Raw genomic sequence first — 13916 nt, forward strand, 5'->3', positions numbered from 1 at the left:
GAACTCACACCCATCATTCCGCGCATCACTGCGCTCATAATGAGGTGTATTCTCTTATCCAAACGTGACCGTCAAAGTCTATTCCTGAGATCCAAATTACCTTCAGACCCCGCAAGCTTCGCCGCCCACGTTTCTCTTTCTTCTCATATTCAATTGTCAAATAACAGACCGCCCAAAGCAGTCACAAAATCAATCGCCCCAAAGCCATAAGCCCCGAAACCCAACAAGCAATCCGCTCATCAACTTGATTTCTTCAGAACGAAAGTCGCCGTCGCCAGCAGCGCCGCCGCCCTCGTTCAGTGAGCGGACTTATAAATCTACCCAGCCAAACAAGTCAACACACCCATCGTCAAAAAACTGACATTTTTATCAAAATATTGATTTTATTAGGTAGTTTCGTGAAGCGAAGCGAAAACAAGCGGAAGAGACGGAATCTTCCGACATTTCGCCACACGCCCAATGCCTGCCCTCCGGTCCTGACTGCAAATAGCGCGCAAGGAACCGTAACTTTGACGTCGGAGCATTTGCCTGCTCCTTACATACGGCTGTCAAAGTGCGGGGCCGTGCATTAGAAACGGCATATGAGACGCTTGAACACCACCCCAGATGCCGCAGGCCTGTTTGCATGACCAGAATGCCCGTTCCTATAAAGACCGAGTTGCCCGAACTTCCCGTCAGTGCCGTTCTCGGCGATATCGCCGAGGCTCTGGCCGGGGCGAAGCGCGCAGTTCTTTCAGCTCCACCGGGCGCGGGTAAAACGACACTGGTGCCGCTGCATCTTTTGCAACAGGGCTGGCGGGGGGACGGCAAGATCATCCTTCTCGAACCACGCCGGCTGGCCGCCCGTGCCGCAGCCGGGCGCATGGCCGAGTTGCTTCACGAGGATGTCGGGCAAACCGTTGGCTATCGCATGCGGCTCGACAATCGCGTCTCCTCGAAAACCCGGATAGAAGTGGTGACCGAAGGCGTGTTTGCCCGGATGGTTCTGGACGATCCTGAACTTGCCGGCGTTTCGACGGTGATTTTCGACGAGTTTCACGAACGTTCGCTCGACGGCGATTTCGGACTGGCGCTTGCACTCGACGTGCAGGGTGGGTTGCGCGACGATCTGCGTATCCTCGTCATGTCTGCCACTCTCGATGTCGAACGCATCAGCACACTCATGGCAGACGCCCCGGTCATTCAGAGCCTTGGGCGGACGTTTCCAATCGAGGTCCGTTATGAGGATCGTTGGCAGGGCGTGCCGATTGAAGAGAAAGTCACCAAGGCGATCACCGAAGCCCATGGGTCGGAAACCGGCTCCATCCTCGCCTTTTTACCGGGACAGGCGGAAATTACCCGAACGGCCACGCGGCTGGAGGGGCGTTTTCCCGACGATACGGATATCATCCCGCTTTACGGCAACCTTTCGCAGAAAGAGCAGGATGCAGCGATAAAGCCGGCGCCGGCCGGACGACGCAAGATCGTGCTCGCCACCTCGATTGCGGAGACCTCGATTACCATCGATGGCGTGCGTGTGGTGATCGACAGCGGATTGCAGCGGCTACCTGTCTTCGAGCCGACAACGGGAATCACGAGACTGGAGACGGTGCGGGTGTCGCGCGCTTCCGCCGACCAGCGGGCGGGTCGCGCCGGGCGAACGGAACCCGGTGTAGCGATCCGCCTGTGGCATCCGGGGCAGACGGCGGCGCTCAACGCCTTTACGCCACCGCAAATTCTGGCGAGCGATCTTGCCGGCCTTGCGCTCGATCTCGCCCATTGGGGTGTTCAGGATCCCTCTTCTCTTGCCTTTCTGGATATGCCCCCCGAAGCCGCACTTAAAGAATCGGTGGCGCTTCTCAAAAATCTGGGCGCGCTCGACAAAGGCGGAGCGCTGACGCAGCGCGGCCGTCTGATGCGCGGCCTTTCACTACCACCAAGGCTGGCGGCCATGGTGATTGCGGCGGCAAGCGAAGGCGCGGGAAAAAAGGCGGCGATGCTCGCCGTCATGCTGACGGAACAGGGGCTCGGCGGAAACGATATCGATCTCGATGAACGGCTGCGGCGCTTTCTTTCCGACAGAAGCGAAAGGGCACAGGCGGCGCGCAAGCTGGCATCGAGGCTGTTCGACGCAATCGGCGACAAAACGGCGACAGCCGAGTTGCCGAGCGAGGCCGGTCCGCTGCTGCTGCATGCCTATCCGGACAGGATCGCGCTTCAGCGCGGTGCGCGGGGACGTTATGTGATGGCCAACGGGCGTGGCGCAGAGCTTGCGGAGACAGAACGGCTGGCGGCGAGCAAAATGCTGGTGGTTGCCGATATTACGGGGCGAGCGGCGCAGCCGCGCATCCTTGCGGCAGCAGGCATAGAGAGGAGCGATGTAGAAGAGCGGATGCCGCATCTCATCGTTCAGCAGGACCAGCTGCTTTTCGACAAGGCGAGCGGCCAGGCGCGCGCGCGAAAGGTGACGCGGCTTGGCGCCATCATCCTCGATGAGACACCCCTGCCCCGTCCCGAGGGCGAGCAGGCGGCACAGGCGCTCGCCAATGGCGTTCGGGAATTCGGCATCGGCATACTTCCTTTTTCGAAAGAGACGTTGCAGTTGCGCGACAGGATCGGCTTTCTGAACGCCAGTATCGGGGAGCCCTGGCCGGATGTCAGCGACGAGGCATTGCTCTCCAGACTGGACGAATGGTTCGTCCCTTTTCAGAACGGTGCGCGCAGCCTGCAGGACATTCGGCCCGGCAGCCTCTCCGAAGGGATCCTGTCTCTGGTGCCGCATGAGGTGGCGCGCGATCTCGCCAAGCTGGCGCCGACGCATTTCGAAGCACCGACGGGCCAGCGGCACCCCATTCGTTACGACGCCAGCGAGCCGACGCTTTCCATTCGCGTGCAGGAGCTTTTCGGGCTGAGAGCACACCCGTCCATTGCGCAGGGGCGGTTGCCGCTATTGCTGGAATTGACCTCCCCGGCGCACAGGCCGATACAGACGACACGCGATCTTCCCGGCTTCTGGTCGGGGTCCTGGAAGGATGTACGGGCGGATATGCGCGGGCGTTATCCACGCCATCCATGGCCGGAAGACCCGGCATCGGCCCTGCCGACCAGCCGTGCAAAACCGCGCGGGACGTGACGATGATGAACAGGGCAAAGGAGATGAAGGTGGCTGGCCATTCTATCGAAACCACGAGGCTCGGCCGCGCCAGCCGCAGGATAAGGCTGCAGACCATCGTCTGGCTGCGCTGGCTGGCGGTTGCGGGACAGACGGCAACGATCCTGCTTGTCGCTTTCGGGCTCAATTTCCCCCTGCCGCTTCTGGCCTGCGGCCTTCTGATCGCGGCACTCGCTCTTGCAAATCTGTTTCTTACCGCCCGTTTTCCCTCCACCTATCGTCTGGAGCCCTGGGAAGCGACATTGCTGCTGGCCTTCGACCTGCTGCAATTGACGGCGCTGATTTACATCACCGGCGGACTTTCCAATCCCTTCGCGCCGCTGATCTGCGTGCAGGTCATCATTGCCTTTGCCTCCCAGCCGCTGCGGCATTCGCTCATTCTCCTCGGCTTTGCCGTCATCTGCTCGACCGCGATCGCCTTTTCGCCCTTTCCGGTTCCGTGGTATCCCGGCGAGGTTTTGCCGATTCAGCTTCTGCTGCATGTCGGCACCTGGGTTGCGATCATCGCCACAACCTCTTTTGCGGCCTTTTACGCCTATCGCGTTTCGCATGAGGCAAACCAGCTGGCGGATGCGCTGGCTGCAACCGAGCTGGTGCTGGAGCGGGAAAAACATCTCTCGCAGCTGGATGGACTGGCGGCGGCGGCGGCGCATGAGCTCGGTACGCCGCTCGCGACCATCAGTGTCGTCGCGAAGGAGATGGAGCGGGAACTCGGAAACGACGAAAAATTTGGCGAAGATATAGCCCTGCTGCGCAGCCAGAGCGAAAGATGCCGCGATATTCTTCGCCGTCTCACCTCGCTTTCCGCCGACAATGAGGAGCACATGCGCCGCCTGCCGCTCTCCTCGCTGATCGAGGAGGTGATGGCGCCGCACCGGGAATTCGGCATCCGCCTCGAACTCGTTGAAAAGAACAATCGCGCCGACGAGCCGGTCGGCATCCGCAATGCCGGCATCATCTACGGACTTGGCAACCTCATTGAAAACGGCGTGGATTATGCGCGGGAAAAGGTGACCGTGACGGTGGATTACGACCAGCAGAACGTCGCCGTCATCATTGAAGACGATGGGCCGGGTTATGCCCATGATGTGCTTGCCCGTATCGGCGAGCCCTATGTGACCGAACGTCACAATGACACACGGGCGGGCGGGCTCGGGCTCGGGCTTTTCATCGCCAAGACCTTGCTGGAGCGCTCCGGCGCCACCGTCACCTTTGAAAATCGCGGCACGAGCGGAACCGGAGCGCGGGTCACAATCGTCTGGCCTCGGGCGCTTATGGACGATAAAAGAAGCCGTTGACTTTACCATCCACGTTGAAGCGGCGATAAGAAGAAGAAAACCAAGCCGACGAAGTTGCCGGAAGGCCGGAAACATGAAGACAGAAGACCAGAACAACTCCACCAGCGCGCCAACGGACGACATCGACCCGATCGGGCCCGACAGATCGCTGCTGATCGTCGATGATGACGGCCCGTTTCTGCGCCGGCTTGCCCGGGCAATGGAAACACGCGGCTTTACCGTCGACACCGCCGAGACGGTGAGCGATGGCATTGCCCGCTCCAGGGCTGCACCGCCGAAATATGCGGTTGTCGATCTGAGGCTTGCGGATGGCAACGGTCTGGAAGTGATCGAGGCCATCAGGCAGAACCGGGACGATACGCAGATCGTCGTTCTGACCGGCTACGGCAATATCGCAACCGCCGTTACTGCCGTGAAACTTGGGGCGCTGGATTATCTCGCCAAGCCCGCCGATGCGGACGATGTGTTCAATGCGCTGACGCAGCGCAAGGGCGAAAAGACCGAAGTCCCCGAAAACCCGATGTCGGCAGACCGGGTTCGGTGGGAGCATATTCAGCGTGTCTATGAAATGTGCGAGCGCAACGTTTCGGAAACCGCCCGCCGTCTGAACATGCACCGGCGAACGCTGCAGCGCATTCTCGCCAAGCGCGCACCCAAATAACCGAAGTCATTCTCCGAAGCTGCGCCCGGTCGTCCATTCCGCCAGCATCAGCCGGGTCGCAGCGGTTCGCGAGAAATCCAGCATCACCGACTTGCGGGTTGCGGGCGGCAATTTATGCTCCGGCGCATCGCGCAGCATATGGGCGCCATATCCATCCGACAGGATCAGCCCGCATTCCTCCGGGAATATGTCGGTCGGCACTTCAGGATGGGTGGCGAAGAACAGGCGGTCGCAATGCAGGCGATACTCTGGCCATTTGCGATCGACACGGAAATCCTCGATGGAGGATTTGATTTCGATGATCCAGATCTCACCCTTGACCGACAGGCTGATGAGATCTGCCCGCCGCCCGCTTGCAAGCGGCAGTTCGGGCAGCACCGAATGGCGCATTTCGTGCAAAAGCACCTGAACGCCGCGGCGGACCAGCATCGCCTTGTCCGACTGGCGACCGTCTATTAACGGATTATTATTGGTAACGGAAAGAATAGTCATGGATAAAGGTTGCTGAAGCGTTTGGCCTATTGTTGCAAAAAGGCAATCAACCGGCAATTTTAAATGCGCGACCGTTTCGCGGTGGCGCAACGGCTTGCCAAGAGCGGCTGAATGGAAAATAACCGATTTATCCAATTAAGCCTACTCTTTCGCACAATTTGGCGAATTTTCCGCGAGAACGACATGCGCATCCGTACCCCATTGACCGCACTCGGTCTGACGGCAGCACTGGCTCTGGCCGGCTGCGCCGAAACTACCTCCCAATCTTCCGCTCCGACCTCCGGCAAGATCGCAGCGTCAGTCCCGGTTGCTGACCCCGTTCCGGCAAAGGTCGAAACGGTCCAGATCTTCAACGATGTCTACGGTCCCGTAACCGATGCGGGCTATGCGCTGCCAGCCATTCCGATCAATCGTGTGAATGAGAAGTACCGCCGTCAGATCGTCGAATTCCAGACATCCGAACGCGCCGGCACCATCATCGTCAATACGCGTGAGCGTTACCTCTATTACATCCTGTCCGGCAACCGCGCGGTTCGCTACGGCATCGGCGTCGGCAAGGCAGGTTTCGCCTGGGCCGGTGAGGCCTATGTCGCCTGGAAGCAGGAATGGCCGATGTGGCATCCGCCGAAAGAAATGGCGGACCGTAAGCCGGAAGTCGCGAAATATGTCGAGGCTGGCATGGGTCCGGGTCTTACCAACCCGCTCGGCGCGCGCGCCATGTATCTCTTCAATGAAAAGGGACAGGACACGCTGTTCCGCATCCACGGTTCGCCCGAATGGGCCTCGATCGGCACCGCCGCCTCTTCCGGTTGCATCCGCATGATCAACCAGGACGTCATCGACCTTTACAGCCGCGTTCGTCCCGGCCGCAGCACCAAGGTCATCGTGATCCAGTAAAGATCACATACCAGACAAGAAAAAGCCGCCGTGGATTTCCCCGGCGGCTTTTTTGTTTCTCGGGACGCCGACGGCTTCAGGCCGCCTGTTTGGCCTTCAGCTCCAGACGACGGCGGTGCAGAACCGGCTCGGTGTAGCCGTTCGGCTGTTCACGGCCCTTCAGCACCAGTTCGACAGCCGCCTGAAATGCCACCGAGCCATCGAAATCGGATGCCATCGGCAGATAGGCCGGATCGCCGGCATTCTGCGCATCGACCACGGCGGCCATGCGCTTCATGGTCTCGACGATCTGCCCCTCTGTCACCACGCCGTGGCGCAGCCAGTTCGCCATGTGTTGCGCGGAGATGCGAAGCGTGGCGCGGTCTTCCATCAGCCCGATATTGTTGATATCCGGCACCTTGGAGCAGCCAACGCCCTGATCGACCCAGCGCACGACGTATCCGAGAATACCCTGCGCGTTGTTGTCGAGTTCGCGCTGGATTTCTTCCGGCGTCCAGTTGGGACGCGGCGCGACCGGCACCGACAGAATATCGGAAAGCTTCGCACGGCCGCGGCTTTTCAAACCTTCCTGAACGGCAGCGACATCGACCTTGTGATAATGCGTGGCATGCAGCGTCGCCGCCGTCGGCGATGGCACCCAGGCCGTATTGGCGCCGGCCTTCGGATGCGCGATCTTTTGCTCCAGCATCGCCGCCATCAGGTCCGGCATGGCCCACATGCCCTTGCCGATCTGCGCATGGCCGGAAAGGCCGCATTCGAGGCCGATATCGACGTTCCAGTTCTCGTAAGCCGCGATCCATGCCGCCTGCTTCATGTCGCCCTTGCGGATCATCGGACCCGCCTCCATCGAGGTGTGGATTTCGTCGCCGGTGCGGTCGAGGAAGCCCGTATTGATGAAGACGACGCGGTCCTTCGCAGCGCGAATGCTTTCCTTGAGGTTGACCGTGGTGCGGCGCTCCTCATCCATGATGCCCATCTTAATGGTATTGGGCGCCATGCCGACAAGCTTTTCGACCCGGCTGAAGATTTCGTTGGCGAAGGCCACTTCCTCCGGCCCGTGCATCTTCGGCTTGACGATATACATGGAGCCAGCGCGGGAATTCTGACGCCGCCCGGATGGACCGACATCGTAAAGGGCGATCAACGCCGTGACGACGGCATCCATGATACCTTCAGGAACCTCCCGACCATCCCTGTCGAGGATCGCCGGATTGGTCATCAGATGACCGACATTGCGCACCAGCATCAGGGACCGGCCCGGCAAGGTCAGCGCGGCACCATTGGGAGCCGTGTAATAACGATCCGGGTTGAGGCTGCGGATGAAGGTCTTTCCGCCCTTGGATACTTCTTCGGTCAGGTCGCCGCGCATCAGGCCAAGCCAGTTGCCATAAACCAGCACCTTGTCTTCGGCGTCGACGGCGGCAACCGAATCCTCACAATCCATGATGGTCGTGAGGGCGGATTCGAGAATGACATCTGAGATTCCCGCCTTGTCACCCTTGCCGATTTCGGTCGTGGGATCGATGACGATTTCGGTGTGCAAACCATTCTTGCCAAGCAGGATCGTTGCAGGCTTTGCCGCTTCGCCGCTGAAACCCTTGAACTGGGCTGCATCCTTGAGGCCAGTCCTGGCGTCGCCGATGGCAAGCTGCAACAAGCCATCCTCGGTCTTGAAACCGGTCACCTCGGACCAGCTTCCCGTCTCCAGCGGAGCGGATTCATCGAGGAAATTTCGCGCCCAGGCAATGACCTTTTCACCGCGCTTCGGATTGTACCCCCTGCCCCTCTCCGCACCGTCGGCGTCAGAAATGGCATCCGTGCCGTAAAGCGCATCATAAAGCGAACCCCAGCGGGCATTGGCCGCATTCAGCGCATAACGCGCATTCATAACCGGAACGACGAGCTGCGGGCCGGCAACGGCGGCGATTTCAGGGTCGACATTGCTGGTTTCCACCTGGAAGCCGGGACCTTCCGGCAGCAGATAGCCGATTTCCTTCAGAAAGCCCTCATAGGCGTCAAAATCCGCCGGCGCGCCATTCTGCCGATACCACCCATCCAGCTTTTCCTGCAGGGCGTCACGCTTTGCCAGCAATTCGCGGTTCTTCGGAGAAAGCTCGTGAACAATGGTCGAAAAACCTTCGAAGAACGCCTCGCTGTCCAGACCCGTGCCGGGCAGGACGTCGTCAGTCAAAAAGGCATAAAGCCTGTCATCGATGGAAAGACCGAATTTATTCGTGCGGCTCACATGCGCCTCCTTTATTCTGGAGGCACAGATTGGACGCGGAGATGGCCGCTCGTCAATTGCGGCGGACAGCCAAATATTATTTCCGTTTTGGAAACAATGCGGGCGATAGTCGCCTTTTTCTACAAAAGCGCCTGCAAATCCTTGATGCGATCATTCACCAGCCAGCCGTAATAATTTTCCTCCGGCAACAGGGGCTGCTCCCCACCTGAGGCGCGCTGGCGGTTCTTCTGGGCAAGAGCGGCAGCACGCTGCTGCGATCCGCCGACATTATAAAGCGTAGAGGTCACACCCGGATTTTTCGAAATATCCATGTCGGCAATAGATTTATAGTCGTCGATAGACTTGCGGATGGACGCCGCCATGAAAGCGAGCGACCGGTCAGGGTCCATGATGGCGGTGTAGACGGCGGTGGCGTCGTTCTCATCCAGCTTCTCATAGCCCGAAGTTCTGGACACCATATCGGACAACATCAGCGCGGTCAGCGGGTTGATCTGGCCGAGGCCGAAGGTCTGGCCGGCATAGAAGGGCTGGAAAAACACGGCGCTGAAACGGTTGTTCGGGTAGGCGACACCATCAACCGTTTTGCCGCGGAAACTGTCTTCCCAGACATCTTCCCGACAGTTCCAGAGGCTGTAGGAATCCTTTTTCGACTGGCACTTGGCAAATTGCGAATGGGTCAGGAACTGCGCAATGGTTTCGTCCTTGTAGCCGAAACGGAAGCTGTTGCCCGCGTAAGACGCCGCCTTGACGTAATAGGACTGCAGCCGGTCATAGGCGTCGACATTATAGGTATGTTCGCCGACGATCGCGCCGATCATATGGATCGGATCGATGTCGTAGCGCCCGGCCGTCGACTTGATCTTGGCGATCAGCGCCTTGTCGGAGGACAAAAGGTCGATGACCTTCTGGTACTTGCGCTCGAAAGAGGTGTTGGACGCCTTTGTTCTTTTTGCGGAAGCGCCGGGAACGCCGGGCTGTTCGGCATTGCGATTGCCTGGCGGAACGACCGTCGCGGCTTCGACGTAAGAAGACGCGGTGACGGTGAACGTCAAAGCAGCGGCAAATGCCAGAAGAGTTTTGCACACGAGCGAATGCCTTTTCTCAAGCCTGCGGCTTCCGCCAGCGAAAGGTGCTGGGAAAACCGGATCATTCCACTAAAGCGGTTCCAACCGGAATGCAGCCCTTCCCATAAACAAAATGCGGGCTGAATGCGAGACAAGGCGGATAAAATAAAAGAGTGCGGCAAATATGGCCGCACTCCTCTTTCTCGTATCTCTGAAATCTTCAGAGAATATAGCGGGACAAATCCGTATCGGCGGCGAGATCGCCGACATGTTTGCGGACATATTCCTGATCAATCTTGACGGCGGAACCACCGCGATCCGGCGCATTGAAGGAAATCTCGTCCAGAACACGCTCCATCACCGTCTGCAGACGGCGCGCACCGATATTCTCGACCGACGAATTGAGATGAACCGCCACATCGGCCAGGGCATCGATTGCATCATCGGTGAAATCGAGGTCGAGTTCTTCCGTCGCCATCAGCGCCTTGTACTGGCGGATGAGGCTTGCTTCCGTCTCCGTCAGGATACGGCGGAAATCCTCCTTGGTCAGCGGCTTCAACTCGACACGGATCGGCAGGCGGCCCTGAAGTTCGGGCAGGAGGTCCGACGGCTTTGCCACATGGAAAGCGCCCGATGCGATGAAGAGAACGTGGTCGGTTTTTACCGGCCCGTATTTCGTCGAAACCGTCGTGCCTTCGACAAGCGGCAGCAGATCGCGCTGCACGCCTTCGCGCGAGACGCCGGCGCCCATGCCGCCGTCACGGGCGGCGATCTTGTCGATTTCGTCCAGGAAGACGATGCCGTCATTTTCGACCGATTTCACCGCTTCGCGCTGGATCATTTCATTGTCAAGCAGCTTGTCGGATTCATCGCGGATAAGATCGGCATAGGATTTCGATACCGTGGTGCGAACTTTCTTGGTGCGTCCGCCCATGGCCTTGCCGAACATTTCCGACAGGTTGAGAACGCCGATATTGGCGCCCGGCATGCCGGGAATTTCGAAACCGGGCATGCCCGATCCGCTATCCGCCACTTCGATATCGATTTCCTTGTCGTCCAGTTCGCCGTCGCGCAGCTTCTTGCGGAAGCTTTCACGCGTGCCGGGCGAGGCGGTTGCGCCAACCAGCGCATCGAGCACCCGTTCTTCGGCGCTCTGATGCGCCTTGGCCTGTACTTCGGCACGCTTCTTTTCACGCACGAGGCCGATGCCGATCTCGACCAGATCGCGAATGATCTGTTCGACATCGCGGCCGACATAACCGACTTCGGTGAACTTGGTCGCCTCGACCTTGATGAACGGCGCGCCGGCCAGCTTTGCGAGGCGGCGGGAAATTTCCGTCTTGCCGACACCGGTCGGCCCGATCATGAGAATGTTTTTCGGCATGACTTCGTCGCGCAGGCTCTCATCGAGCTGCTGGCGGCGCCAGCGGTTACGCAGCGCAATCGCCACCGCACGTTTGGCCTCATGCTGGCCGATGATGAAGCGGTCGAGTTCCGAGACGATTTCCCGGGGAGAAAAAGTGGTCATTCTATCCTCTCGGCTTTCCTGTTCCGGCCGGCCACTCCGGCCCGGCCCACAGGACCCTTGGGTGAGAAATGGGGTGAGAAAACTGGCTTATTCGGCGTCGAGCATTTCGACGACGAGATTGTGGTTGGTATAAACGCAGATATCGGCGGCGATATCGAGCGACTGGCGCGCCACCTCTTCCGCCGATTTGTCCGTGTCCATCATGGCGCGGGCAGCCGCAAAGGCGTAGTTGCCGCCGGAACCGATGGCGATCGCGCCGTGCTCAGGCTCCAGCACATCGCCATTGCCGGTGATGGCGAGCGTGGTGGATTTATCGGCCACCAGCATCATGGCTTCGAGATTGCGCAGATATTTATCTGTACGCCAGTCCTTCGCAAGCTCTACGGCGGCGCGCATGAGCTGGCCCGGATATTGCTCGAGTTTCTTTTCAAGACGGTCAAGCAATGTAAAAGCATCCGCCGTTGCACCGGCAAAACCGGCAATCACTTCACCCTTGCCGATGCGGCGAACCTTGCGGGCATTGCCCTTCATGACCGTCTGGCCAAGGCTTACCTGACCATCGCCAGCCATGACGACCTTGCCGCCCTTTCTGACTGTAATAATTGTTGTCATCAAACACCTGTCTGCCCTGCTGGGCCTGCGGTTAACGGGCCGGGATGCGGCCCTTCTCGGGTTCTATGTAAGTTTGCTTTTCACGATTGCAATCTTCGAGGCGACGCACCGTTTTGCGCATGTCAGGCAAGACGATGGAACAACTGGATATTTGTGTCCCGTGCTGATAAGGAACGGCAACATTTTCACGGAGCGGCCAAAATGGCAGAACGTAAAGGCGAGATTATCCGCAAGACCAACGAAACCTCGGTTTCGGTGCGTGTGGATATCGACGGCACCGGCAAATCGAAAATTTCCACCGGCGTGGGATTTTTCGACCATATGCTGGACCAGCTGAGCCGCCATTCGCTGATCGACATGGAGATCGATGTTCAGGGCGACCTGCACATCGATGATCATCACACCGTGGAAGATACCGGCATCGCCATCGGCCAGGCAATTGCCAAGGCGCTGGGCGACCGGCGCGGCATTACCCGTTATGCCTCGCTCGATCTTGCCATGGACGAGACGATGACCAAGGCCGCCGTCGATATTTCCGGCCGTCCCTTCCTCGTCTGGAACGTCAATTTTTCCGCGCCGAAGATCGGCACTTTCGACACCGAACTGGTGCGCGAGTTCTTTCAGGCGCTCGCCCAGAATGCCGGCATTACGCTGCATATCCTGAACCATTACGGCGCCAACAACCATCATATCGCCGAGACATGCTTCAAGGCCGTTGCCCGCGTTCTTCGCACGGCAACCGAGATCGACCCCCGGCAGGCAGGCCGCGTTCCCTCGACAAAGGGCATGCTGGCCTGACGCCCAAGCTGTCAGGAAGCCCATGACAAGCTATCTCGTTCTGGAAGCCCCCAACGGGCCGGACAGGGACCACAAGACGACCCGCTTCATTGCCGATCGTTTCGTTTGGCTTGCTCTCATTGCGCCATGGTTATGGCTTGCGATCAACCGGCTGTGGCTGGCGACGGCGGTTGTTGTGATCGCCCTCATTCTGGCCGGTCAGGTCTCGATATTAGCCGGATTCGAACCGGTTGGCCTTCTCTGCGGTTTCGCCATCGGGCTCATCACGGCGCTGGAGGGACGCGATTTTCTCGTCCGGCACCTGATCCGCAAAGGCTGGACGCTGAAGTCAGTCCTTTCCGCCCCTGATCTTTCGAGCGCCGAAGACATATATTTCTCCGGTCTCTCCGAAAACACCGAGAGGGCGGAACAGCTGTCCCAGCCGGTCTGGACCCCTTCGCCGCAAAAGAGCGGCGACAAAAACTTCGTCAACGATCCCGCCGGATCGTTTCTTTTCGACTTGAATGGAAGGCGCTGACATGCGTGTCGCGATCATCGACTACGGTTCGGGCAACCTGCGTTCGGCCACAAAAGCTTTCGAGCGTGCCGCCCGCGAAGCCGGCATCAATGCAACCATCGACCTGACCGACAAGCCGGATCATGTCGCCTCGGCGGACCGCATCGTTCTGCCGGGCGTCGGCGCTTATGCGGATTGCCGCGCCGGTCTCGACGCCGTTCCCGGCATGCATGACGCACTCATCGAAGCCGTGGAGAAAAAGGCCCATCCCTTCCTCGGCATTTGCGTCGGCATGCAGCTCATGTCCTCGCGCGGGCTGGAAAAGACTGTCAGCACCGGGCTCGGCTGGATCGAAGGCGATGTCGTGGAAATGACGCCGTCCGATCCAAGCCTGAAGATTCCGCAGATCGGCTGGAACACGCTGGAAATCCGCCACGCCCACCCGCTGTTCGACGGAATCAAGACCGGCGCGGACGGGTTGCACGCCTATTTCGTGCATTCCTATCATCTGGCCGCCAAGCACTCGACGGATGTCATCGCCACCACCAATTACGGTGGCGCGATGACGGCTTTCGTCGGCCGCGACAATATGGCGGGTGCGCAATTCCACCCGGAAAAGAGCCAGACGCTCGGCCTTGCCCTGATTTCCAATTTCCTGCGCTGGAAGCCCTGAC

At 59.2% G+C, this 13916-nt stretch carries 12 protein-coding genes; 7 read left to right on the forward strand and 5 right to left on the reverse strand.

The window, feature by feature from the left end; genetic code table 11:
- The first annotated feature begins 625 nt into the window (after positions 1-625).
- The 3 genes from hrpB to F3H58_RS08895 all read left to right on the forward strand — a co-directional run bounded on the left by hrpB (position 626) and on the right by F3H58_RS08895 (position 5110).
- On the forward strand, positions 626-3112 hold the full coding sequence (hrpB, locus tag F3H58_RS08885) for an ATP-dependent helicase HrpB (RefSeq protein ID WP_149741944.1): 2487 nt from the start codon (positions 626-628) through the stop codon (positions 3110-3112).
- A 29-nt stretch (positions 3113-3141) separates the two neighbouring features.
- On the forward strand, positions 3142-4449 hold the full coding sequence (gene actS, locus F3H58_RS08890) for a two-component system sensor histidine kinase ActS (RefSeq protein ID WP_080857121.1): 1308 nt from the start codon (positions 3142-3144) through the stop codon (positions 4447-4449).
- Positions 4450-4522: 73 nt separating this feature from the next.
- The gene (locus tag F3H58_RS08895) at positions 4523-5110 is read left to right on the forward strand and encodes an ActR/PrrA/RegA family redox response regulator transcription factor (protein ID WP_149741945.1); all 588 of its coding nucleotides are present in this window, start codon (positions 4523-4525) and stop codon (positions 5108-5110) included.
- Between the two features lie 6 nt (positions 5111-5116).
- On the opposite strand, the gene F3H58_RS08900 is transcribed toward F3H58_RS08895, so the two are convergent.
- Positions 5117-5602 (reverse strand): MmcB family DNA repair protein, encoded by a 486-nt coding sequence (locus tag F3H58_RS08900; protein WP_004444350.1) that lies wholly within the window; start codon positions 5600-5602, stop codon positions 5117-5119.
- A 183-nt stretch (positions 5603-5785) separates the two neighbouring features.
- Between F3H58_RS08900 and F3H58_RS08905 the strand changes: the two genes are divergently transcribed.
- Positions 5786-6499, forward strand: a complete 714-nt coding sequence (locus tag F3H58_RS08905; protein ID WP_003521204.1) for a L,D-transpeptidase — start codon at positions 5786-5788, stop codon at positions 6497-6499.
- 76 nt (positions 6500-6575) lie between these two features.
- Here the strand turns inward: F3H58_RS08905 and F3H58_RS08910 are convergent, their stop codons facing one another.
- The 4 genes from F3H58_RS08910 to hslV all read right to left on the reverse strand — a co-directional run bounded on the left by F3H58_RS08910 (position 6576) and on the right by hslV (position 11948).
- Positions 6576-8744 (reverse strand): malate synthase G, encoded by a 2169-nt coding sequence (locus tag F3H58_RS08910; RefSeq protein WP_149741946.1) that lies wholly within the window; start codon positions 8742-8744, stop codon positions 6576-6578.
- 119 nt (positions 8745-8863) lie between these two features.
- Positions 8864-9829 (reverse strand): DUF1402 family protein, encoded by a 966-nt coding sequence (locus F3H58_RS08915; protein ID WP_149741947.1) that lies wholly within the window; start codon positions 9827-9829, stop codon positions 8864-8866.
- A gap of 199 nt (positions 9830-10028) precedes the next feature.
- Entirely contained in the window at positions 10029-11336 is a 1308-nt protein-coding gene (hslU, locus tag F3H58_RS08920) for an ATP-dependent protease ATPase subunit HslU (RefSeq protein ID WP_003521199.1), read from the reverse strand.
- 87 nt (positions 11337-11423) lie between these two features.
- Positions 11424-11948, reverse strand: a complete 525-nt coding sequence (gene hslV, locus F3H58_RS08925; RefSeq protein ID WP_149741948.1) for an ATP-dependent protease subunit HslV — start codon at positions 11946-11948, stop codon at positions 11424-11426.
- A gap of 201 nt (positions 11949-12149) precedes the next feature.
- Between hslV and hisB the strand changes: the two genes are divergently transcribed.
- The 3 genes from hisB to hisH are packed head-to-tail and all read left to right on the forward strand — an operon-like array spanning position 12150 to position 13915.
- Positions 12150-12746 carry an imidazoleglycerol-phosphate dehydratase HisB gene (gene hisB / locus F3H58_RS08930; protein WP_078052249.1) on the forward strand — a complete coding sequence of 199 codons (597 nt, stop codon included), beginning with the start codon at positions 12150-12152 and terminating at the stop codon, positions 12744-12746.
- A gap of 22 nt (positions 12747-12768) precedes the next feature.
- Positions 12769-13263: a DUF2628 domain-containing protein gene (locus F3H58_RS08935; RefSeq protein ID WP_149741949.1), complete on the forward strand. Its 495-nt coding sequence runs from the start codon at positions 12769-12771 to the stop codon at positions 13261-13263.
- A 1-nt stretch (position 13264) separates the two neighbouring features.
- Positions 13265-13915: an imidazole glycerol phosphate synthase subunit HisH gene (gene hisH / locus F3H58_RS08940; RefSeq protein WP_003521194.1), complete on the forward strand. Its 651-nt coding sequence runs from the start codon at positions 13265-13267 to the stop codon at positions 13913-13915.
- Position 13916 lies beyond the last annotated feature (1 nt).

The sequence above is a fragment of the Rhizobium sp. NFACC06-2 genome, from assembly GCF_900101425.1.
Classification (GTDB): Bacteria; Pseudomonadota; Alphaproteobacteria; order Rhizobiales; family Rhizobiaceae; genus Agrobacterium; species Agrobacterium leguminum.